Here is a 22807-nt window from a genome sequence, read left to right as displayed (position 1 = left end):
GCAACTGATCGCGATCCACGGGATTCCACGGTAACACCTACCCGGGGGTGCTCCGCAGCCCGCACCCGAGGTCGGCCGCCTGACCGGCCGGTCGGCGCCGGCCGCGGGTCAGGAGGCCGCCACCTCGGTCGATGCCCGGCTGACCTGCCGGGGCGCCCCGGCGGGCGCGGTGGGCGGGCCGGGCCGCACGGCGTCCGACGCTGCGGCGGACGGGTCCGCCCCGCCCGCGTCCGACGCCTCGGCGGGCGGGTCCGCCGCGCCCGACCGCCGCGCGGGCGGCTCCGCCGCGGGCGGGCTCATCGGTGCCACGGGCGCGTCCGCCGCCGCGCCGGTCGACGCCGACGGATCCGCCACCGGCGGGCCGGGGGCAGCCGGGTGCGGGTTGTCGGCGCCGTGCGGCCCACCGCCGCTCGGGCCGTCGCCCCCGCCGGCCGGCCCGGCGCCACCGTGCCCCGAGGAGCCGTCGTCGGCGGAGTCCGGGCCGTCGTCGCGGGACCGACCGCTCGGACGGGTCCGGTCGGCGGCGTGGTCGAGCACCCGCAGCGAGGCCAGCGCTGCCATCGGCACCACCAGGGCCGCGGCGGCACCGGCCACGTCCAGCGCCGCGCTGTCCAGTACGCCCCCGAGCACCGCGGCGACCGCGGTGCCCGCCATCGCCGCCCGGATCGCCGGGTAGATGCCGAACAGCCGCATCAGCCCGCCCCACGGCTGCAACAGGGCGAACCAGACCAGCAACGCGCCGGTCAGCGCCAGCACCGTCAGCGGGCTGTTCACCAGCGTGTCGAAGTTGGCGGTGCTGGACCGGTGCAGGGTGAGCCCGCTGCTGCCGTCACCGAGCGCGGCGAGGAACCGGCCCAGGCTCCCCCGCTCCCCGGCCGGGCGGCGCACGTCCACCACCGCGAAGCCGATGGTGACCGCCAGCCCGGCCATCGTCGCCCAGGCCAGCCGGCTCACGGTCAGCCAGCCGCCGGCGCTGATCGCGGCGGCCACGCTCAGGCCGGCGGTCAGCGCGATCGCGCCGACCGGGTCGGCGCCCAGGTACGGGCTGCCGACCACCACCACCGCGACGCCGCCGACGGCCACCATCACCATCGGCCGCCAGCCGCGGCGCACCCGCTGGGCGAGCCAGCCCGCGCTCAACAACGCGCCGGCGAGGAACACCCCCAGCCCGACGGTACCCAGGCCGGCGTACCGGCCGCCCTGCAACGCCGAGTAGCCGACCACCCCGTTGAGCTGCAGTCGAGCGCCGGTGAGCACGTCCAGGCCCACGGCCAGCGCGGCCAGGCCGGCGACGGCGCCCAGTGGGCCGAGGGTGCTGGCGTGCCCGGGAGCGAACCGGACCAGCGCCGTGCCGGCCGCGACCAGCAGCGCCGTGACCGCCACGAAGATCCAACCGGGGTTCCCGGCGCGCCACCAGGGCACCGCGTCGGCGAGCAACGCCGCCGGCACGGTCAGCGCGGCCGCGACCAGCAGCAGCTCCACCCCCGCCACGATCCGCCGGGGCACCGGCGCCGGCCCGTTCGGCCCGGCCTGACGACGCGCCCGGCGCAGCAGCGGCAGGACCAGGATGGCCAGCAGCACCTGCACGGCGGCCAGGAGGGTGAAGAATCCGCCGGACACGCTGCGCTGGGCGCCCGCCTCCCGGTCGGCGTCCACCGGCTGGGCGATCGCCGCGGCCAGGTCGGCCGGACGACCGCCGACCGCGACGGCGGGACGGCCGAGGAAGAGCCGCTCGGGCACCGGCCGGCCGAGCGCGGCGAGCGCGGTCGGCGCCAGATCGACCAGTTGCAGGTAGCCGTCCCGACCGGTGCTGGCCGAGGTCAGCCAACCCCGCTCCCAGCCCGGCCCGTCGGCGACGGCCACGTGCAGCCGGGTCGGCGCGGCGGTGTCGGAGATCCCCGCGACCAGCACCAGCGACCGGGGCGGTCGGGCGGCCAGCACCCGGGCCAGCTGGGCGTCCGCGGCGCGGGCCGCCTCGGCCCGGGCCGCGCGGTCGGTGCCGTCGACCGTGCCCAGGTCGACGATGCTCAACACGCACGAGCCGAGCAGCCCGCGCGGGTCGGCCGGCAGCGCCGGGGCGTACCGGTCCACCCGACCGAACGGACGGGCCGCGGCCACCGCGGCGCCCGGCCCCACCGCGACCGAGCAGCGCACCGACTCCGACAGCGAACCGGGCACGCTGCCCCAGGACAGCCGCTCCTGGTTGTACTGGACCACGCTCTCCTGATCGGGCAAATTCGCCCCGATGCCGTCGGGCTGCTCCACCGCCACACCGGACGGGGGGCAACCACCGGCCACCCGGCTGCCGTTCCAGGCCGCGAAGCTGCCCGCGCCCAGCGTCAGCCAGCCGTCCACCGGGCAGGTGGGCCGGTGCGCCGAGCGCACCGACAGCGAGCCGATCGACCCCTGCTGCGCCATCCGCCACAGCGTCGGGGTGCTCTGCTCATCGACGTCCTCCCAGCGCAGTCCCGCCACCCCGACCACCACCACGAAGTCGGCGCTGCGCTGCGGGGTGCCCCGGGGTGGGCGGGCGGCCAGCGCGGCGATGCCCAGGGCCACCACGAGCAGGGTCAGCAGGGCGGGGGCGAGTCGACGCAGCATCACCGGTGTCCCGTCGTCGGCGCGCCGGCGTCGGGAGACGCCGGACCGGTGGCGTCGGGGGCCAGTTCGGCGTAGAGGGCGGCCAGCGCGGCGACGGTGTCCGCCTCGGTGGGCCAGCTCGCAGCGCGTTGCGCGCCGCGCCGGCCCAGCTCGGCGCGGGCGTCCGCGTCGTCGAGCAGGGCCCGCACCGCCGCGTCGACCGCGTCGACGTCACCGGCGGGCACCAGCGCGGCGGCGTCGCCGACCAGCTCCGGCAGCCCGCCGACCGCGGTCGCCACCAGCGGTACGCCGGCCCGCAGCGCCTCCTGCGCGAAGAGCTGGCGGGCCTCCCAGTCGCTGGTGACCACCGCCAGGTCGGCGCCGGCGAGCAGGTCCGCCACGTCGGTACGGTGCCCGAGCAGGGTCACCGGGGCGCGGGCCGCGGAAATCCGGGCCGCCAACGGCAGGTACGCCGGGCCACTGCCGGCGATCACCACCACCGGTGGTGGGGTGCGGGTACGCCAGCGCGCGGCGGCGTCGACCAGCACGTCGTAGCGCTTCTGCGGGTGCAGCCGACCGACCGAGACGATCAGCGGCTGACCCGGACCGACGTTGAACTCGGCCCGCACCGCCGCCGGGCGGCGGCGCGGGGCGGGCAGCGTGGGCGCGGCGACCGGGGCGAGCCGGGCGTCGGCCGCGCCCAGGGCCGTGGCCCGGTCGACGAGATCGGCCGAGGCGCCGAGCGCCACCCTCGCGCCGCGCGCCACCATCCGCTCGGCCAGCCGGGACACGCTGCCACGCAGCCCACCGGAGAGCACGGCGTTGTGCCAGGTGACGACCAGAGGGGCGGTCGGGCGGGCGAGCACGGCGACCAGCCCGGCGCGCAGGCCGTGCGCGTGCACCACGTCGACCCGTGCGGCGGCCAGCGCCCGGCGCACGGCGAGCACCGCGCGCCCGTCGGCGGGCGTGGGACTGGCCGGGATCTCCACCGGCTCGAACCGGGCGCCGACGCCGGTGAAGTCGAACTGTTCCTGCGTCGCCGCCGGGCCGCAGACCAGCACGTGGGCGCCCGCCGCGGCGAGGCCGCGGGCCACCGACCGGACATGCTGACCGACCCCGCCGGTGCTCGAGGCGAGCAGCAACGCGACGGTGCCCGACCAGCCGCCGGCCAGGGAGGGCTCCGTCACCGTGACCACCGCCGGTCACCGCTTCTGGCACTCACCCGCGCACCGTCTCCTTTCCGTCGCCCCGCTCCGGCCCGACCGCGCCCGGCGCCGACCCACCGGCACCCTCCCGCGGCCCCCGCCGGCCCGCCCGACCCAGGCGGCGCAGCACCCCGGCGAGCAGCGGCCGTACGTCCCGCCGGTCGACGAACCAGACCACGACGAGGAACACGACCCCGATCAGAACCCCGGACAGCATGCCCTGACCGAGCGCCCCGGCCGTCGTCGGGGTGCCGCCGCCCGGCGTGTCGAGCCACCGGACCAACCCCAACCCGGCGAGCGCGGCGACCACTGCCGCCAGCCCCCCGGCCACCCCGGCACGGGCCGCACCGGCGAGCGCCGGACGCCCGGCCGAGCGGAGCACCGCCACGATGAGCAGCGCTCCGAGCACCAGCATGCCCACCGAGTTGGCCACGGTGGCCGCCAGCACCCGGTCGGCGGGTGCAAGCAGGGCCGCCAACGGCAGCGCCACCGCCGGCACCACCAGCCAGCCGACGGTGATCGCCACCGTCGCCGGCCGGGTGTCGCCCCGGGCGTACAGGGCACGGGAGAGCACCGCGAACAACCCGTAGCCGAGCAGGCCCGGCGCGAAGCCGATGATCGCGGCGGCGGTGGACGACGGATTGTCCGGATAGAAGAGGGCGGCGACGGGTTGCGCGGTGCCGATCAGCGCCGCGGCGCCCAGGCAGCTGAACAGCAGCACACTGCGCACCGTCGTGGACAGGGTCCGCCGGTAGCCCTCGTCGTCGCCGGCGGCCGAGGCGGTGGCGAGCGTCGGGTAGGAAGCCACCGCCAGCGGCACCGCCAGCACCGCCCACGGCAGCAGGAAGATGGTCTGGGCCAGGTTGAACACCTGCGGAGAGCCGGTGGGGCCGCCGGAGACCCGGTTCAGGATCACCAGGAGCGCGACCTGCTGGGCCGCGACGGTCACCGCACCGGCCGCCGCGAGCCCGCTGACCCGGGCGCGGGCGTCGGCCGGGAACGCGTACCCCGGTCGCAGCCGCAGCCCGAGCCGGCGCAGTGGGATCAGCAGCGACAGGGACAGCACGACGACGCCGAGTGTGGTGCCGGCGGACAGGACCAGTTCGCCGCCGCGGCTGACCTGGGCCACACTCGCCCCGCGCCCCTGACCGGCGCCGAAGGCGAGGTAGACGACGATCACGGTGAGGCTGGACAGCAGCGGGGCGATCACCGGCCAGGCGAAGCGGCGGTGCGCCTGGAGCACGCCGGTGAGCACGATGCCGATGCCGTACAGCGGCAGTTGCGGGGCGAAGACCCGCAGCATCCGAGCGCCGGCGGCGAGTTCCGCCGCGGACCGATTCTCGCTGATGAGCGACATCACCGGGTCGGCGAACACCGCGACGAGCACGGCGAGGGGCACCAGCAGGCTCACCGTCCAGGTCAGCAGCGCCCCGGTGGTGGCCGCCACCGCCCGCCGGTCTCCGGCCGCGACCGCACCGGCCAGCAACGGCACGACGAGGCTGGCCAGCGCGCCGCCCGCGACGATCTCGAAGACGATGTTCGGCACGGTGTTGGCGATGACGTACATGCCGCCGAGGTCGCTCTGCTGGACCACCCAGGTGAACACGGCGGTACGGCCGAAGCCGGCCAGCCGGCTGAGCACGGTGAGCACGGCGATGAGCGCGGCTGCCCCGGCCACCCGGCCGGCGCCGGCGAGGGGTGCCGGTCCGCTCACGTCAGTCGGCGCGCCGGCCCAGTGCGTCGAGCTCCCGCAACCCCGGAGTCCGCTGGATCACCGCCGTGAAGCTGACCTTCTCGCTGGCGGCGGTGAGGCCGGCGAGCGCGGCGAGCAGACCGGCCCGACCCAACGGGCCGGTACGGGCGGCGAGCGCGACGCCGAGCAGCGCGCCGAGCGCGTTCGCGCCGCTGTCGCCGAGCATCACCTCCTCGCCCAGGTCGGCGGGGAGCAGGCCGGCGGCGGCGCCGACCGCGCCGGAGGCGATGCCGCCGTGCGCGCCGCCCATCAGCGGCGCGCCGAGCAGCAGACCGGACTTCAACGCCCGACCGGGACGCAGGTCCAGCAGGTTGAGCAGGTTGGCCGTGCCGGCGATCACCCCGGCGCCGAGCAGCACGTCGACGCCGCGGCTGAACGCGCCGCGGCCTTGGCGGCGGCGGTGCGCGGCGACCCGCGGGTCGGCGGCGAGCAGCGCGGCGGCGCCGAGGCCGGCGGCGCCCACCCCGACGACCTTGACCATCCCGGCGGTGATTCGCCCCTCGCGCAGCGCGGCCAGGTGCCCGGCGAAGCCCTTCGCTGTCTTCTGCTCCGGTCGCGCCCCGACCACGTCGTCGTAGAGGCCGATCCCACCGGCGCCGAGGCCGGCGACCAGCGCGGCACCGCCGGAGGCGGCACTGGTGGCGCCGAACGCGCCGACGGCGGCCGCCCCGGCGGCGAGTGCGGGCCCGGCGGCCAGGGTGACCGTGCGGCCGCGGAAGTTGGTGCGCTCCAGCGCGGGTCCGACCGGGGCGGTACGCACCTCGCGCAGCGCGTACCGGGCGGCCGCGGCGCCGGCGCCGGCGATCAGCAGCCGGCCGAGCCCCCTCACGCCACCATCTCGTTTCGCTCGGCAGCGGCGCAGGACGCCGCCCTGCTGTGCCTCATGTTCGCCCGCTGCGCTCGCTCACGCGCCGCCTCGTCGGGCCCGGACACGGGGGTACGTCGTTGGCTCACTGGGGCAGTCTAGGCAACAGGCCGGAGGTAGCGTTGTCGCCGACGCCGTACTGGCCCGCCTTCTTCTGGGTGAGCTGCTGCATCAGGGCGAGGCTGGTGACCACCTGACCCTGCACGGTGTTGGCGTTGTCGACCGTGGAGATGGTCTGGGACAGCACCGCGTCGCCGCGGACCACGGCCACCACGTTGCCGCCGGCGGAGCCGTTGCCGCCGACCACGATCGCTCCGGTCCGGTCGAACTGCTCGGCGATCTTGACCACCGACTCGTCCCGCTTGGCGGAGTCCTTGTCGACGTACGGCTGCCCGCTGACCACGACGACCGCCTCGGCCGACCCGGTGACCTTGTTGTCGTCGGTGGTGAGGTAGCCGGCGTTGTTGTACGCGGCGAGCACCGCGCGCCGGTCGGCGTCGCTGACCGGGGTGGTGCCCTGCGCCCGGTCCAGCAACACGCTGGCCAGCAGGGCGCTGGAGGTCTCCACGCCGTGCCCGTTGCCGGGCAGCCCGGACGCGGGCGCGGTCGGCCGGGCGGCGGTGACGGCCAACTCCATCAGGTTGGTGTTGTTGTCCGGGTTGATGAACTTGTCCTGCAGGTCGACCCGGCCGGTGATGGTCGCCCCGCCCAGCTGGAGCTTCTTGAGCACGCCCTCGGTGTGATCACGCCCGTTGGGCAGGCTGAGCACCAGCACGCGACGCCCGGCGAGGGTGCCCGGGAGGACGACCTGGGACATCTCCTCGGCGAACTCCTCCTCCAGCCCCAGCTGCTTCTCCATGTTGTTGACCGTCTGGCGCATCTGCTGGTTGTCCTTGCGCAGCGCGGTGACCTGCTCCTTGAGCGAGTCGGCGACCGGGCCGTTGAGAGCGGCCGTGCCAACCACCAGGCCGATCGCCAGCGCCAGAAAGACCGCGGTGAGGGACACCACGTGGTAGCGGAAGTTGATCACGCTTGCAGCCTCTTGATCGGTCGGGGGCTAGAAGAGCCGGTACAGCTGGAACACGAAATTGTCCCACCATTCGGCGACCACGCCCAGGTACGCCTTACCGACGGTGGAGACGGCCACCGCCGAGGCCATCGCCGCGATCGCCGAGAGCACCAGCAGCAGCAGTGACGAACCGGAGATGCTCTGCCGGTAGAGCCGGCTCACGCCCTTGGCGTCGACCAGCTTGCCGCCGACCTTCAACCGGGTCAGGAACGTCGAGGCCATCCCGCCGCGGCCCTTGTCGAGGAACTCGACAAGCGTGGCGTGGGTGCCGACCGCGACCAGCAGCGAGGCGCCCTTCTCGTCGGCCAGCAGCATGGCCAGATCCTCGCTGGTCGCCGCCGCCGGGAAGGTCACCGCCGGGACGCCGAGGCCGTTGACCCGGGGCAGCCCCGGTGCCCGCCCGTCGGGATACGCGTGCACGATCACCTCGGCGCCGCAGCGCAGCACGTCGTCGGTGACCGAATCCATGTCGCCGATGATCATGTCGGGGGTGTAGCCCGCCTCGACCAGCGCGTCCGCGCCGCCGTCGACCCCGATCAGCACCGGCTTGAACTCCCGGATGTACGGGCGCAGCACGTCCAGGTCGGCCTTGTAGTCGTAGCCACGGACCACGATCAGGCAGTGCCGACCCTGCATCTGGGTCTGGATCTCCGGCACGCCCACGCCGTCGAGCAGCAGGTCGCGCTCCTGGCGCAGGTAGTCCATGGTGTTGGCGGCGAACGCCTCCAACTGAACCGACAGCCCCTCCCGGGCATCCGCCATCGCCTTCGCGACCGTCTCGGCGTCCTGGAGGTTGCCGTGGGCAACCGGCTCCTCACCGACGAAGACCGTGTTGCCCTCGATCCGCACGGAGTCGCCCTCGCGGATCTGCTCGAACACCCCCTCCCCCAGGTCGTCCAGGAGCGGGATGCCGGCGGCGACCAGCACCTCCGGGCCGAGGTTGGGGTAGCGGCCGGAGACCGAGGGCTTGGCGTTGAGCACCGCGGCGACGCCGACGGCGACCAGCGAGTCGGCTGCGACCCGGTCCAGGTCGACGTGGTCGATGATCGCGATGTCACCGGGGCGGAGCCGGCCGACCAGCCGCTTCGTGCGGCGATCGAGGCGCGCGGTGCCGAGGACTCTGCCCGGCTCCGTGTTTCGGGGCCGGCGCAACGTGGGTAGACGCATCGTGACCATCCTGGCATGTGAGGCAGGCTTTTCTGTCGCGACATGCCTGAGCAGGGCCGCCTACCCAGGGAAGCACACGAGAGCGCAGGCCGGTGTGCTTGCGCTCACAATCAGCGGCGTCACGGACGCCTTTCCTTGGCCGCCACGGCCAGAAGCTCCTCGGCGTGGGCGATACCCAGATCGGAATCCGGTAAACCGGCCAACATCCGGGCCAGCTCCCGGGCCCGCTCGGTGTCCTCCACCACCCGCACCCCGCTGGTGGTGACCGCCCCACCGGTGTCCTTCGCCACCACCAGGTGCCGATCGGCGAACGCGGCGACCTGCGGCAGGTGGGTGACCACCAGCACCTGGTGGCTGCGGGCCAGCCGGGCCAACCGGCGGCCGATCTCCACCGCCGCCTGGCCGCCGACACCCGCGTCGACCTCGTCGAAGACCAGCGTGGGCGGGCCGCCGGAGCCGGCAAAGACCACCTCGATCGCGAGCATCACCCGGGACAGCTCGCCGCCGGAGGCACCCCGCTGCAACGGCAGCGAGGGCGCGCCCGGGTGGGCCAGCAGCCGCAACTCCACCTCGTCGCCGCCGTCCGGGCCGACGCCCACCTCGACGCCGTTGACCGGCAGCGCCGGGTCGGTGCGACCGGCCGCCCGGGGCAGCACCGCCACCTCGATCCGGGCGTGCGGCATCGCGAGCCCGGCCAGCTCGACGGTGACCTGCTCGGCGAAGCGGACGGCCGCCTCCTGCCGGGAGATCGACACCCGGCCGGCCAGCTCGGCCACCTCCCCGGCCAGCCGCTGCCCCTCGCGCTCCAGCTCGTCGAGCTGCTCGTCGGAGATGTCCAGATCGGACAGTCGGGTGCGGGCCCGCTCGGCCCAGGCGATCACCCCGTCGACGTCGTCGGCGTACTTGCGGGTCAACGCGCGCAGCGCGGCCCGCCGCTCGTAGACGTGCTGCAACCGGGCCGGGTCGGCATCCAGCGTCGCCAGGTACGCCGACAGCTCGGCGGAGACGTCGGTGACCAGCGTCGCCGCCTCCTCCAGCCGGGCGGCCAGCTCGCCCAGCGCCGCGTCGGTGCCGGCCTGCCCCTGAAGGGTGCGCCGGGCGGTGCCGAGCAGCGCCGAGGCGTCCGGTGTCTCGTCGGCCGCCTCCGCCCCGCCGGCCAGGCACTGCTGGGCCACCTGAGCCGCGGTGCGCAAACCCTCGGCGTGCTCCAGCCGCTGCGCCTCGGCCTTGAGCTCGTCGTCCTCGCCGGGCTGCGGGTCGACCCGGGTGATCTCGTCGAGGCCAAGGCGCAGCAGGTCGGCCTCCTGGTTGCGCTCGCGGGCGTTGCGCCGCCGGTCGGCCAGGTCGTCGACGACCCGCCGCCACCCGGTGTACGCCTCGCGCAACGCGTCGAGCAGCTTCTCGTGCGCCGGCCCGGCGAACCGGTCCAGCGAGGCCCGCTGCTCGGCCGGGCGCAGCAGCCGCAGCTGGTCGGACTGGCCATGCACGGCCACCACCTGCTCGCCGACCTCGCCGAGCATCGACACCGGCATGCTGCGCCCGCCCAGGTGCGCCCGCGACCGGCCCTCCACCGTCACGGTGCGGCTGAGCAGCACCGACCCGTCCTCGTCCGGCTCGCCGCCGGCGTCGGTGATCCGGGCGTGCACCGCGTCGGCCACCCGGCCGTCCAGGCGCAGCCGCCCCTCCACCACCGCCCGGCCGGGCTGGGCACGCACCCGGCCCGCGTCGGCCCGGCCACCGAAGAGCAGGCCCAGGCCGGTCACCACCATCGTCTTGCCCGCACCGGTCTCGCCGGTGATGACGTTCATGCCGCCGGTCAACGGCAGCGTGGTGTCCTCGATGACGCCCAGCCCGGTGATGCGCAGCTCTTCCAGCACAGCAACCGACAGTAGACGCGGGGGCCGACAGTTGACCAGCCGACGGCGCCGGGGGCAGGCCCCGGGACGGCCGGGGAACGTCCGCCGTACAGTTCTGCCCCGTGTTGGACGTGATCGGCCTGACCCCGGCGGAGGAGGAGCTCTACCGCTGCCTGCTCCAGCTCACCACGGCCCGCATCGACGAGCTGGTCCACCGGCTGCGCCGGCCCCGCGCGCAGGTCGTCGCCCAGGTCGAGGCGCTGCGGATCAGGGGCCTGGTGCTGCCCACCGACGCCGAGGAGGACGCGCCGCTGCGCCCGTCCGCGCCGGACGTCGCGCTCGGCGCGGCGCTGCTCGCCCGGCAGGAGGCCCTGGAGGCGGCCCGCACCCGGGTCACCCAGCTGGCCGAGGAGTACCGCGCGGGGCTGCGCCGCCACCACAGCGACCACCTCGTCGAGGTGATCACCGGCGCCCGGGTGCTCCGCGAGCGGCTGCGCGACCTGCAGAACTCCGCCCGCACCGAGGTGCTCTGGTTCTGCCGGGCCAACCCCCTGGCCATGGACGGCCCGGACAACGTCGAGGAATTCGACGCCCTCGCGCGGGGCGTGCGCTACCGGGCCATCTACGAGCGGGAGCTGCTGCTGCAACCGGGCGCCCTGCCCGACCTCGCCAAGGGCGTGAGCGCCGGCGAGCAGGCCCGGGTGCTGGACCGGCTGCCGGTGCGGCTGGCCATCGTGGACGGCCGCACCGCGGTCTGCCCGCTGGTGCCCGACCGCGACCGCGGCGAGCCGAGCGCCGCCGTGATCGGCCGCAGCCAACTGCTCGACGCGCTGCTGGCCCTCTTCGAGAGCCACTGGCGGGTGGCCACCCCGCTGCGCCTGTCCGACCCGCTGACCGTGTCCGAGGCCGACGGCCGGCAACCGGACGATGACGCGCGACCGGACGGCGGCGGCTACCGTCCGGACGCCGACGAGACCCGACTGCTGTCGCTCTTCGTGGCCGGGGTGCCGGACAAGTCCATCGCCTCCCAGCTCGGGGTGAGCCGGCGCACCGTGCAGCGGCGGCTGGCCGACCTGATGACGGCCGCCGGCGTGGACACCCGACCCGGGTTGGCCTACCAGGCCGCCCGCCGCGGCTGGCTCTGACCCCGTCGGCGAGCACCGCCGCGCCCGACGGGGCGGGACGACCACCTCGGCCGTCCCGCCCCGCCCGACTCAGCGCAGCCCGTACGCCTGGAGCACCGTCTGGTCCACGGTGTTCCCGGCCCGGTCCGCGGCGTGCACCCGCAGCGACACCGTGCCGTGCCCGGCGGGCACGGTGGCGGTGTAGCGGGTGCCCGAGCCGCGGGTCGCCGCCGAGCGCCAGGTGGCGCCCGCGTCGAACGAGACCTCCACCCGCACCTGGGCACCGACGGGCGCCGGCACCCCAGCCGGCTGACGCAGGGTCAGCCCGACCTGGTGCGGGCGGTCGCCGCGCACCTCACCGCGCAGGTCGGTCGGCACCTGGTAGTCCACCTGGAGCAGCGACAGCGGCTGGGCCGCCTCGCCGGCCGGGCGGGCCGAGGTGAACTGCCAGGCCGTCTCGGTCCGGGTGGCGTGGGTCCACTCCGCCGAGGAACGCGCGGTGGTCAGGTCCAGCCGGTACCGGGCGGCGCCGGCCGTGGTCGCCACCGGAGCCCACTCGGCGCCGAGATCGGCGAGCAGGGTCCCGTCACGGCTGAGCCGGGCCTGGACCAGGTCGCTCTCGTCGTTGCCGCCGGCCGTGCCGACGTGCCCGTCGGCGTCGACGAACTCCGGGATCCGCAGGTCGAGCACGTCCCCGGTGCGCCGGGGCGCGGCGCCGGCGTCGGCCGGCACCGCCGGCCGGACCACCGGGGCGAACCACGTCTGGGTGTCGGAGTCGGCGGCGGCGTAGCGGCGCGGCGCCTGGGTGAGGCCACCGGTGAGCGCACCCCAGTCGGAGAAGGTCAGCAGGTGCGACACCCGCTGCTGCCACCAGGAGTCCCCGGCGCTGACCCACTCCTGCCGGCTGGTGCCGGTCTGGACCATCCGCTGGTCGTCGTTCCACGAGTACGTCTGCCACGGCCGCCAGCCGAAGCGCTGCTCCTTGGCCCAGTCGAGGCCGCCGCTGTCGGCGTACCGGGCGTCGACCCGCGCGGTGTTGGCCTCGGTGACCCGGTGCACGATCCGCTCCGGAACCCGGCCGGCGGACACCTGGAACACGTCGTACAGGTAGGGACTGTTCACCGTGAGCGCCAGGTCCAGCGTGGTCCTGCGGGCCTTGACCGCCGCGATCAGCCGCTGGCCGTCGTCGTTAGCGACGACCAGGGCCGGGATGGGCTGCCGATCGCCGGTGGGACGCCAGACGGTCCACGCGCTCCAGTCGGCGGGGCGGACGATCAGCACGGCCGCCGCGCCCGCCGCGGCCGCCGCCGCGATCTGGTCGGGCTCGGAGCGCTCCGGGTCGGCGGCCAGCAGCGCCGCCGCACCACGCACACCCGCCAGCTCCGCCGCAGTACCGGTGCCGGCCCAGACCAGCGGCAGCTCGCGCCGGCCGGAGAAGACCGGCGAGTCGCCGAGCAGGTTGATGTCCAGCGGCCCGGAGAACCCGCTGACGGTGGCGTCGACCATCGGCGCGACCAACTGCCAGCGCGACGAGAACTCGAACCGGCCGGCGGCCACCGGCCGGGTCGGGGTGACATTGACCTGCTGGACGGTGCTGAACAGCATCGTCCCGTGGTCCACCTCGCGGCCGTTGCCGAACACCCGGTGCTCGTAGAAGCTGATCGACGCCCGCTGTTCGGTGGGCCTGGGCGTCTCGATGCGCACCGGGGTGCCCTTGCGCGGGTCGAGGGTCACCGTGAGATCCCGATCGACGGTCAGCTCCGGGTCGGTGACCAGGGTGACCTGCTCGTCCAGCGGAGCGCCGTGCTCGATCAGCCCGGCCAGCAGGTACGGGCCCTCCTCGACCTGCGCGGTCATCTCGCCGCCGACGATGTAGCCGATCTGGTCGGACTCGACGTGCTCGCCGAAGAGCGTGACCACGCTCGCCGTGCCGGGCCGGCCGGCCAGGTCCACCGCCTTGATGGTCACGGTGTGCAGCGGGCCGCTGAGGGTCAGCGCCACGGCGGTACGCACCGCCACGCCGTCGGCGCCGGTGGCGACCAGCCAACCGCTGTAGACACCGCGGTCCAGCTTCGCCGGGTCGGCGTGCAGCGGCACTGCGACGGTGCCGCCGGCCGGGACGGCGACCTGCGTGGCGTCCAGGCTCACCCCGTCCGTCTCGGCGGTGTCGGTGTCCAGGTTGCGCACGTCCAGGGCGAGCCGCAGGGTCTGCGCGGCGTCGGTGCCGTTGGTGTAGGTGACACTCCGCTCGGCCGCGGCACCGCCGGTGGCGACCCGCCCGAAGTCGGCGACGCCGGTGCCGTACACCCGCTGGCGCAACGCCCGGGCCACGTCGACCCGGCCGGCGCCCTGCTCGAACACGGTCTGCCCGGGGTTGCCCTTGGTGGTGCTGACCAGCGCGTCCTTGAGCTGAGCGGCGGTCCAGTCCGGGTGGTCCTGGGCGAGGATCGCGGCAGCGCCAGCCACGTGCGGAGTGGCCATCGAGGTGCCCGACGCCTGGGTGTAGGAGTCGTCGATCGGCGTACCCATGGTGGTGCCGGCGGCCCGGGCGGCGATGATGCCGACGCCCGGCGCGGTGATCTCCGGCTTGAGCCCGTTGTCGCCCAATCGCGGGCCGCGGCTGGAGAAGTCGGCCAGCTTGTCGTCGCGGTCCACCGCGCCGACGGTGAGCGCCGAGGTCGCCGCGCCGGGTGCGCCGACGGTACGCGCGGCGCCCTCGTTGCCGGCGGCCACCACGAACAACGCGCCGGTCTCCGCGGTGAGGTCGTTGAGCGCCTGGCTCATCGGGTCGGTGCCGTCGGTCGCGCTGCCGCCGAGGCTCATGCTGACGACCTTCGCGCCGGAGTGGGCGGCCCACTCCATGCCGGCCATGATGCTCGACTCGTAGCCGGAGCCGGAGTCGTCGAGCACCTTGCCGATGAGCAGCTTCGCGCCGGGCGCCACGCCCTTGCGCCGTCCACCGGAGGCGGCGCCGCTGCCGACGATGGTGGAGGCCACGTGGGTGCCGTGGCCGTGCCCGTCGGCGGCGCTGCCGGTCCCGCTGAAGTCCTGGCTGCCGGCGATCCGGCCGGCCAGGTCGGTGTGGTTGGCGTCCACGCCGGTGTCCAGCACGGCGACCCGCACGCCGGCGCCGTCCCGGCCGGCGGCCCAGGCCTCCGGTGCGCCGATCTGCGGCACGCTGGTCTCCAGCGCGGCCTTGACCTTGCCGTCGAGCCAGACGTGCGCGACGCCGCCGGCGAGGGTTGCCGTGCCGGGCGCCGCGGCCCGGCCGGTCGGGGTGGCCCGCAACGCGTTCCAGAACCCGCCGAGCTCACCCGTACCGACGCGCAGCGCGGCGCCGCCGATGCTCTCCAGCGGCCGGACCGCGCGGGCACCGGCGAGCGCCTGAACCCGGCCCGCGGTCGGGTTCTGGTAGCGCACGATCAGTGGCAGGGCGTCGGCGCCGCCGAACCCGTCGGCGGCCAACTCCTGCACGTCGAACAGGTCGGCGTCGAGCACCCCGGCGGCCAGGTACGGCACCACGTCGCTGGGCAGCACCCGCAGCCCGCCGTCGACCTCGGTGGTGTGGAAGGTGACGCGTTCCCGGCCGGGGGCGGGCCGGACGGTCGCGGCCACCCGACCCGGGGCGGCCCGGACCAGGTCCACCTGGTCGCCGGTGATCAGGGTGACCCGCACGGGCGCGGGGGCGCCCGGGGCGGGCGCGGCGGGGGCGGGTCGGACGGGTGGGTCGGCGGACGCCGGCGCGGCGAGGCCGACCGCCAGGACGCCGACCGCGCCGGCGGCGAGCCAGCGGGGGGACCAGTGCATACGATGCGCTCCTCTACTCCTTGCGGCCCGGCACCCATGGGTGAGGACCGATTCGGAGTCTGCGGCGCAGCGCGCACCGGGTCACTAGTCGCCGCCCGCCGCAGCGGCGACATGTCGTCAGGTGGACAACCGCCGTGCACCGACCGTGCGAGCGGTGGTCACCGCCGGCTGCCCCGCCAGCCGTGCACGGGCAGCGCGAACTTGGCCACCAGCCGGTCGGTGAACGGTCGGGCCCGCAGCCGCACGATGCGCACCGGCAGCGCGCCCCGGCGCACCGTCACCCGGGCGCCCGGGGGCACGTCGTAGACCCGGCGACCGTCGCAGGCCAGCACCGCCAGGGTGGTGAACGGGTCCACGGTGATCACGAAGGTGGAGGTCGGCGCGGTGACCAGTGGACGGCTGAACAGCGCGTGGGCACTGATCGGCACCAGCAGCAGCGCCTCCACCTCCGGCCAGACCACCGGCCCGCCGCCGGAGAACGCGTACGCGGTGGAGCCGGTGGGCGTGGCGCAGACCACGCCGTCGCACCCGTACCGGGACAGCGGCCGCCCATCGACGTCGACGAGCAGCTCGAGCATCTGCGCCCGCTCGCCCTTCTCGATGCTGATCTCGTTGAGCGCCCACGACTCGATGGTCGGGCCGCCGTCGAACTCGGCGGTGACGTCCAGGGTGAGCCGCTCGTCCACGGTGTAGTTGCGCCCGACCACGTCGCGGACCGCGCTGTCCAGATCGTCAATCTCGGCCTCGGCGAGGAAGCCCACCTTGCCCAGGTTGATGCCGAGCAGCGGAGCCTTCGCCGGCCGCGCCAGCTCCGCCGCGCGCAGGAACGTGCCGTCCCCGCCCAGCGCGAAGACGATCTCGGCACCCTCGGCCGCCTCGGGACCGGTGACCGGCACCACACCCGGCAGGTCGAGGTCGTCGGCCTCCTCGGCGACCACGCGCACCTCGAAGCCGGCGGCGATCAGGTCGGCGGCGACCGCCCGCGCGTGCTCGGTGCTGCGCCGACGGCCGGTGTGCGTCACCAGCAACGCGGTGCGGCTCATCGGGCCGTGCGTCCGTCCGCGACCGGGCGCTGCCCGGCCGCCGCCCCCCGTCCACCGGCGCGGCCGCGTGCCCCGCCGGCCGTACGCTCGCTGCACCCGTTCACCCTGCGACCTCCTCCGCCGCCGTGGCCGGCGCGTCGCCGTCCGCCGTCGGTCCCTCCGGCCCGGCCGCCACCACGGCCCGCACCCGCTGCGGGTCGGCCGGTGGCGCGCCCCGGCGCAACCATACGAAGAACTCCACGTTGCCGCTGGGCCCGGGTAACGGGCTGGCGGCCACGTCGGCCAGGCCGAGCCCGAGCCGTGCCGCCGCGGCGGCCACGTCGAGGACCGCCTCGGCGCGCAACGCCGGGTCGCGGACCACCCCGCCGGCGCCCACCCGTTCCTTGCCGACCTCGAACTGCGGCTTCACCATCAGCGCCAGGTCGCCGTCGTCGCGGGTGCAGCCGGCCAGCGCCGGCAGCACCAGCCGCAGCGAGATGAACGACAGGTCGGCCACCGTGAGGTCGACCGGCCCGCCGATCGTCTCCGGCTCCAGCGTACGGACGTTGGTGCGTTCCAGGACCCGGACCCGCTCGTCGGTGCGCAGCGACCAGGCGAGCTGCCCGTAGCCCACGTCCACGGCCACCACCTCGGCGGCGTCGGCGCGCAGCAGCACGTCCGTGAAGCCACCGGTGGAGGCTCCGGCGTCCAGGCAACGCCGGCCGGCGACCCGCAGCCCACCGGGGGCGAAGGCGGCCAGCGCGCCGGCGAGCTTGTGCCCGCCTCGGGAGACGTACTCCTCAGCCGGGTCCGCGCCGGTGACCAGCAACGGGTCGGCGGGGTCGACCATCGCGGCCGCCTTGCGGGCGACCACCCCGCGCAGTTGGACCCGACCGTCCTCCACGAGCGCGGCGGCCTGCTCCCGGGAACGGGCCAGACCACGACGGACGAGTTCGGCGTCGAGCCGGTTGCGACGTGCCATGGGTGGTCTCCGGTCTCCTCAGGCCTGGTCGATGGTGGCGAGCGTTTCCCGCAGCGTCTCGTAGGCCGCCTCGTACTGCGCGATCTGGTCGGCCGGCGCGAGCGTCGCCGCGTTGATCATCGCCTGCACCGCCGCGTCCACGGCGGGGTGCCGGGCCTCGTCGTCCCCGTCGAGACCCGGCGGAACGGGCCGGGACGCGCCGCCGACCGGCGGACCGGGGCGGGCACCCTGCGGAGGGCCGGGGCGGACGCCGGGCGGCGGGCCGGGGCGGTACGCGTCGGTCACGCCATGCTCCGGGCGTCCGGGCCGCGCATCACGCGTCGCCACCCGGCTGTCGCTTGCGGACCGCCTTCTTGGCCGGCGTGGCGGGCGTCGCCGGGTCGTGCGTCGACGTGCGCGTGACGGTCGCCGGCGGCTTCTTGACGATGGCCTTCTTGGCCACCGCCTTCTTCGCCACCGCCTTCCTCGCCGGATGCGTGGACACCGGCGCGGCCGCCGACCCGGTGGACGGCACCAGCCCGGCCTCCGGTCGGACGCCGACCTCGGCGTCGGGCCGCGGGCCGGCCGGGCCGGCGGGCTGCGCCGGCGTGCCGGCCGACCCGCCGGTGCGGGCCTCGCGCAGTTGCCGTTCCAGGTCGTGCACCCGGCGGGTGAGCTCGGCAACCTCGTCGGCGGTGGCCAGGCCCACCGCGCCGAGTGCCCGGTCGACCTCGAACCGGACCAGCTTGGTCAGGGCCTCCCGATTGGCCGTGCCGGTGGAGACCAGTTCCTCACCGAGGGCCTGAAGCTGGGCGGCGGTCGCGCCGCCGGAGCCGACGAGGCGACGTGCCACGTCCTGGGCCTTCTTCCGGGGCGCCTCCGTCAGGCCCATGGCCAGCTCGAGGTAGGCGCGCCACGCGTCCTGCATGCCTGAGTCCTTCCGCGGGGCGGGGGGTGTGCAGGTGTCACGCTACCGGGCACCCCGGACGGTGCCGTGCGGTACGGTGCCGGGGACGGCGTGGCGAGCGGCGAGGGGGCGATGTGGCCAGCGTGGACGAGTGCCGGCAGGCGTTGCAGGATCTGGCCGCCCGGCTGGACCGCAACGCCGAGACGGTGCGCGAACGGATCGATCTGGACCGCACGCTCGCCTGCCGGATCACCGACCTGGACACCGCCTTCCACGGCCGGATCACCGGTGGCCGACTGGTCGACCTGACCGACGGTGACGACCCCAAGGCCAAGATCGCGCTGAGCACGTCGAGCGACGACCTGCTGGCCCTGGTCCGCGGCGAGTTGGACGTGACCCGGGCGGTGACGTCCCGCCGCGTGTCGATCAAGGCGAACCCATTCGACCTGATGAAGCTGCGCAAGCTGCTCTGAGAGCCGCCGCGGCGTCACCGCGCCGCGGGCAGCCCGAAGCTCGTCAGCGCATCCGCCGCGTCCGGGGACACCGGGCGCACGGGCGGCACCGCCGACGCCGACCAGGCGGCCGCGCAGAGCGCGGCCAGCGCGTCCAGCGGCCGACCGGCGCCGGCCAGCTCCAGCGTCCCGTCCCGGTCGGTCAACGTCCACCCGCCGGCGTCCGCCGGCCCGGGGACCCGCACCGCCGCAGCCGGGTCAAAGAGCCCCGCCAGGTCCCGCGCGACGTACGTGGGCCGGCGTGTCGGCTCGGCGGCCAGCAGATCGGGTACGCCGCTGACGCCGGTGAGGACGAGCAGGCTGTCCAGCCCGGCCCGACGGGCGCCCTCGATGTCGGTGTCCAGCCGATCACCGACGACCAGGGTACGGCCGGTGCCGCTGCGTCGGGCGGCGGTCTGGAAGAGCGCCGGTTCCGGCTTGCCCACGACCACGTCGGGATCCCGGTCGAGCGCGGTACGCAGCGCGGCCACCAGGGCGCCGTTGCCCGGCAGCGGACCCCGCCCGCTGGGCAGGGTCCGGTCGGTGTTGGTGGCGATCCAGATCGCGCCGGCCCGCACCGCGACCGACGCCTCGGCCAGGTCGGCCCAACCGACCTGCGGTCCGTAGCCCTGCACCACCGCGGCCGGCTCCTCGTCGGCCCGGGCGACCGGTGTCAACCCGACCGCCCGCAGCTCGGCCCGCAGCGCCTCCGCGCCGACCACCAGCACCCGCGCGCCGGCGGGCAGCCGGTCACGCAGCAGTTCGGCCGCCGCCGCGGCGGAGGTGAGCACCTCCTCCGGCCGGGCCGGCACGCCCATGCCGGTGAGCAGGTCGGCGACCTCGCTGGAGCGGCGGGAGGCGTTGTTGGTCGCGTACGCCACCGCACGCTCCTCGGCGTGCAGCCGGGCGACCGCGTCGACCGCGCCGGGGATCGGCCGGTCGATCAGGTAGATCACCCCGTCCAGGTCGAAAACGACCAGAGTGTACCCGTCGACCAGCCGCTCCCCGGCGTCCGTGCTCAACGCTGCGCCGACCCCGACTCGTCGTCCCGGGCCGGAGTCGACGTGCCATCGCGCGGCCCGTCGTCGGTCACCCGGACGTCCGCGTCCCGGTCGCCGGCGAGGTCGGCGTCGTCGCTCTGGACGTCGCCATCCTCCTCGTCGTCGTCGAAGTCCTCGTCCTGGTCGTCGAGGTCCTCGTCGTCGTCCCCGTCGAGGTCGTCCTCTTCGTCGTCCAGGTCTACGTCGTCTTCGTCGTCGTCTTCGTTCTCGGCGTCGTCGTCCCGGTCCAGGTCCTCGTCGGCGTCGTCCGCGTCGCGGTCGGCGGCCAGCTCGGTGTCCGGCCGGGCCGGCACGGCGCCGGGGGCACCCGGACCGGTCGCGATGTCCTCGGACTCGTCCTCGTCGTCGCCCTCGATCAGCACGCCGTCGAGCTCCAGCAGCCGCTCCGCGGCGTCGGTCTCGCCCTCGGTGTCCACGTCGGCGGCGCGGGAGAACCACTCCCGGGCCTCCTCGCGCCGGCCGACCGCGAGCAGCGCGTCGGCGTACGCGTAACGCAGCCGTGGCGTCCACGGCTCGGCGGCCTCGCTGGTCAGCTCCGGCACCTGCAGCATGGCCACCGCGGCGTCCTTCTGCCCGAGGTCACCCCGCGCGCCGGCGGCGACGATCAGCAGCTCCACCGCGACCGCCGGGTCCAGCTTCTCCCGGTCGGCCCCGCGGAACAGGTCGATGGCCCGCTCCGGTCGGCCCAGCGCCCGCTCGCAGTCCGCCAGCACCGCCAGGTGGCTCTGCAGCCCACTCATCCGGTGGTACGTACGCAGCTCCGCGATGGCCGACTGCCACTCCCCCGCGTGGTACGCGGCCAGGCCGACCGCCTCGCGGACCGCGGCGATCCGCGACGCGAGCCGCCGCGCGGCCAGCGCGTGCGCCAGAGCCTCGGCCGGGTTCTCGTCGATCAGCTGCCCGGTCGCGACCAGGTGCCGGGCCACGGTCTCGGCGACCGGCTTGTTCAGCGAGAGCAGCTCAGCGCGGACGTCCTTGTCCAGGTCGGTCGCGACGATGTCGTCCGGCAGCGCCGGGGCCGAGCTGCGCCCGCCCTCGGTCGACTCCGGGCCGGCGCCACGGTCGTCACGACGGAACTCGCCGTCGCGACGCGGCCGCTCGCCGCCCCGGAAGCCGCCGTCCCGGTCACCACCGCGGTAGCCACCCTCGCGGCGATCCCCGCCGCGGAAGCCGCCCTCGCGGTCGCCACCACGGAAGCCACCCTCACGCGGCGCGCTCGTGCGGGAACCGTCACGGTCACCACCGCGGAAGCCACCCTCACGCGGCGCGCTCGTGCGGGAACCGTCACGGTCACCACCGCGGAAGCCACCCTCGCGACGCTCGCCGCCACGGAAACCGCCCTCACGGTCGCCACCACGGAAGCCACCCTCACGCGGCGGGCCAGACCGGGTACGGTCGCCGCCCTGGAAACCACCCTCACGGCGGTCACCACCCCGGAAACCACCCTCACGGTCGCCACCACGGAAGCCACCCTCACGCGGCGGGCCAGACCGGGTACGGTCGCCGCCCTGGAAACCACCCTCGCGACGGTCACCACCCCGGAAACCACCCTCACGCGGCGCGCCCGGCCGGGAGCCGTCACGGTCACCGCCGCGGAAGCCACCCTCGCGACGGTCCCCGCCACGGAAGCCACCCTCACGGTCGCCACCACGGAAGCCGCCCTCGCGACGCTCGCCGCCACGGAAGCCGCCGTCCCGGTCACCACCGCGGAAGCCACCCTCACGCGGCGCGCTCGGCCGGGAGCCGTCACGGTCGCCGCCGCGGTAGCCGCCCTCGCGACGCTCGCCGCCACGGAAGCCACCCTCGCGGTCGCCACCACGGAAGCCGCCTTCACGGGGCGGACCTGAACGGGTACGGTCGCCGCCCTGGAAACCACCCTCACGGTCGCCACCACGGAAGCCGCCCTCGCGGCGATCCCCGCCACGGAAGCCACCCTCACGCGGCGCACCCGTGCGGGAACCGTCACGGTCACCGCCGCGGAAGCCGCCCTCGCGACGCTCGCCGCCACGGAAACCGCCCTCGCGGTCGCCACCACGGAAGCCACCCTCGCGACGATCCCCGCCACGGAAGCCACCCTCGCGGTCACCGCCACGGAAGCCGCCTTCACGGGGCGGACCTGAACGGGTACGGTCGCCGCCCTGGAAACCACCCTCACGGCGCTCACCACCGCGGAAACCGCCCTCGCGGTCGCCACCACGGAAGCCGCCCTCGCGACGATCCCCGCCACGGAAGCCACCCTCGCGGCGCTCGCCGCCACGGAACCCACCCTCACGGTCGCCGCCGCGGAAGCCACCCTCACGCGGCGGAGCAGACCGGGACGCATCACGGTCACCGCCGCGGAAGCCACCTTCGCGGCGCTCGCCGCCGCGGAAACCGCCCTCACGGTCGCCACCACGGAAGCCACCCTCGCGGCGATCCCCACCACGGAAGCCACCCTCACGCGGCGCGCCCGAACGGGAGCCGTCACGGTCTCCACCCCGGTAACCGCCCTCGCGGCGATCCCCACCACGGAAGCCACCCTCACGCGGCGCGCCCGAACGGGAGCCGTCACGGTCTCCGCCCCGGTAACCGCCCTCGCGGCGGTCGCCGCCACGGAAACCACCATCGCGGTCGCCGCTGCGGGGTCCACCGTCGCGGCCAGCGGAGTATCCGCCTCGCGAGCCAGCGGTGTTGTCGCGATCGCCGCGGTACGGCGGCCGGTCGTCACGGCGCGGCGCGCGGTCGCGACCGGCCGCACCCTCGGTGCGGTCTTCGTTGCGACGGGGACGATCTCCGCCCTGCGGTCCTGAACTCACAGGTACATCCTTCCTCATTGCGCCACCAATGGCGCTACGCAGTCGAGGGCCGACCCTGATGGGGCGGCCCTCGACTGGAAGATTGTCCGGCGGTGTCCTACTCTCCCACACCCTCCCGAGTGCAGTACCATCGGCGCTGGAGGG

At 75.6% G+C, this 22807-nt stretch carries 17 protein-coding genes; 3 read left to right on the top strand and 14 right to left on the bottom strand.

The features are described from left to right. Positions 1 to 108 precede the first annotated feature (108 nt). The 7 genes from ACFOW4_RS03695 to recN all read right to left on the bottom strand — a co-directional run bounded on the left by ACFOW4_RS03695 (position 109) and on the right by recN (position 10516). Positions 109 to 2601: a hypothetical protein gene (locus tag ACFOW4_RS03695; protein ID WP_377524406.1), complete on the bottom strand. Its 2493-nt coding sequence runs from the start codon at positions 2599 to 2601 to the stop codon at positions 109 to 111. Continuing rightward, on the bottom strand, positions 2601 to 3767 hold the full coding sequence (locus ACFOW4_RS03690) for a glycosyltransferase family 4 protein (protein WP_377524405.1): 1167 nt from the start codon (positions 3765 to 3767) through the stop codon (positions 2601 to 2603). The genes ACFOW4_RS03695 and ACFOW4_RS03690 overlap by 1 nt, the downstream gene beginning before the upstream one ends. Positions 3768 to 3798: 31 nt before the next feature. Continuing rightward, positions 3799 to 5499 (bottom strand): murein biosynthesis integral membrane protein MurJ, encoded by a 1701-nt coding sequence (gene murJ, locus ACFOW4_RS03685; protein ID WP_377524402.1) that lies wholly within the window; start codon positions 5497 to 5499, stop codon positions 3799 to 3801. 1 nt (position 5500) lies between these two features. Next, positions 5501 to 6367, bottom strand: a complete 867-nt coding sequence (locus ACFOW4_RS03680) for a hypothetical protein (RefSeq protein WP_377524401.1) — start codon at positions 6365 to 6367, stop codon at positions 5501 to 5503. A 121-nt stretch (positions 6368 to 6488) separates the two neighbouring features. After that, complete coding sequence (locus ACFOW4_RS03675; protein WP_377524399.1) at positions 6489 to 7433, bottom strand: copper transporter; 945 nt, start codon at positions 7431 to 7433, stop codon at positions 6489 to 6491. A gap of 27 nt (positions 7434 to 7460) precedes the next feature. Next, positions 7461 to 8639 (bottom strand): putative cytokinetic ring protein SteA, encoded by a 1179-nt coding sequence (gene steA / locus ACFOW4_RS03670; RefSeq protein ID WP_377524398.1) that lies wholly within the window; start codon positions 8637 to 8639, stop codon positions 7461 to 7463. Positions 8640 to 8758: 119 nt separating this feature from the next. Next, positions 8759 to 10516, bottom strand: a complete 1758-nt coding sequence (gene recN, locus ACFOW4_RS03665; protein ID WP_377524396.1) for a DNA repair protein RecN — start codon at positions 10514 to 10516, stop codon at positions 8759 to 8761. 101 nt (positions 10517 to 10617) lie between these two features. On the opposite strand from recN, the gene ACFOW4_RS03660 reads away from it, so the two are divergent. Then, a complete protein-coding gene (locus ACFOW4_RS03660) occupies positions 10618 to 11640 on the top strand; it encodes a helix-turn-helix domain-containing protein (protein WP_377524395.1) in 1023 nt (340 codons plus the stop codon). A 69-nt stretch (positions 11641 to 11709) separates the two neighbouring features. Here the strand turns inward: ACFOW4_RS03660 and ACFOW4_RS03655 are convergent, their stop codons facing one another. From ACFOW4_RS03655 to ACFOW4_RS03635, 5 genes are all read right to left on the bottom strand, one after another. Beyond that, positions 11710 to 15426: a S8 family serine peptidase gene (locus tag ACFOW4_RS03655; protein ID WP_377524393.1), complete on the bottom strand. Its 3717-nt coding sequence runs from the start codon at positions 15424 to 15426 to the stop codon at positions 11710 to 11712. A 158-nt stretch (positions 15427 to 15584) separates the two neighbouring features. Next, positions 15585 to 16469, bottom strand: a complete 885-nt coding sequence (locus ACFOW4_RS03650) for an NAD kinase (RefSeq protein WP_377524391.1) — start codon at positions 16467 to 16469, stop codon at positions 15585 to 15587. Between the two features lie 100 nt (positions 16470 to 16569). Beyond that, positions 16570 to 17430, bottom strand: a complete 861-nt coding sequence (locus ACFOW4_RS03645; protein ID WP_377524389.1) for a TlyA family RNA methyltransferase — start codon at positions 17428 to 17430, stop codon at positions 16570 to 16572. 18 nt (positions 17431 to 17448) lie between these two features. Then, entirely contained in the window at positions 17449 to 17715 is a 267-nt protein-coding gene (locus tag ACFOW4_RS03640) for a hypothetical protein (RefSeq protein ID WP_377524387.1), read from the bottom strand. A gap of 28 nt (positions 17716 to 17743) precedes the next feature. Next, positions 17744 to 18337 (bottom strand): phasin family protein, encoded by a 594-nt coding sequence (locus ACFOW4_RS03635; RefSeq protein WP_377524385.1) that lies wholly within the window; start codon positions 18335 to 18337, stop codon positions 17744 to 17746. Between the two features lie 113 nt (positions 18338 to 18450). On the opposite strand from ACFOW4_RS03635, the gene ACFOW4_RS03630 reads away from it, so the two are divergent. Continuing rightward, the gene (locus ACFOW4_RS03630; RefSeq protein ID WP_377524384.1) at positions 18451 to 18789 is read left to right on the top strand and encodes an SCP2 sterol-binding domain-containing protein; all 339 of its coding nucleotides are present in this window, start codon (positions 18451 to 18453) and stop codon (positions 18787 to 18789) included. 14 nt (positions 18790 to 18803) lie between these two features. On the opposite strand, the gene ACFOW4_RS03625 is transcribed toward ACFOW4_RS03630, so the two are convergent. Then, a complete protein-coding gene (locus ACFOW4_RS03625; RefSeq protein WP_377524382.1) occupies positions 18804 to 19829 on the bottom strand; it encodes an HAD-IIA family hydrolase in 1026 nt (341 codons plus the stop codon). Further along, entirely contained in the window at positions 19826 to 20794 is a 969-nt protein-coding gene (locus ACFOW4_RS03620; RefSeq protein WP_377524381.1) for a tetratricopeptide repeat protein, read from the bottom strand. The genes ACFOW4_RS03625 and ACFOW4_RS03620 overlap by 4 nt, the downstream gene beginning before the upstream one ends. On the opposite strand from ACFOW4_RS03620, the gene ACFOW4_RS03615 reads away from it, so the two are divergent. After that, on the top strand, positions 20729 to 21715 hold the full coding sequence (locus ACFOW4_RS03615; protein ID WP_377524379.1) for a hypothetical protein: 987 nt from the start codon (positions 20729 to 20731) through the stop codon (positions 21713 to 21715). The genes ACFOW4_RS03620 and ACFOW4_RS03615 overlap by 66 nt on opposite strands. Positions 21716 to 22807: the final 1092 nt, after the last annotated feature.

The organism is Micromonospora sp. GCM10011542 (assembly GCF_042650685.1).
Taxonomy (GTDB): Bacteria; Actinomycetota; Actinomycetes; order Mycobacteriales; family Micromonosporaceae; genus Micromonospora.
Note: the sequence above shows the minus strand (reverse complement) of the source record. Positions and strands in the feature narration are given on the sequence as shown.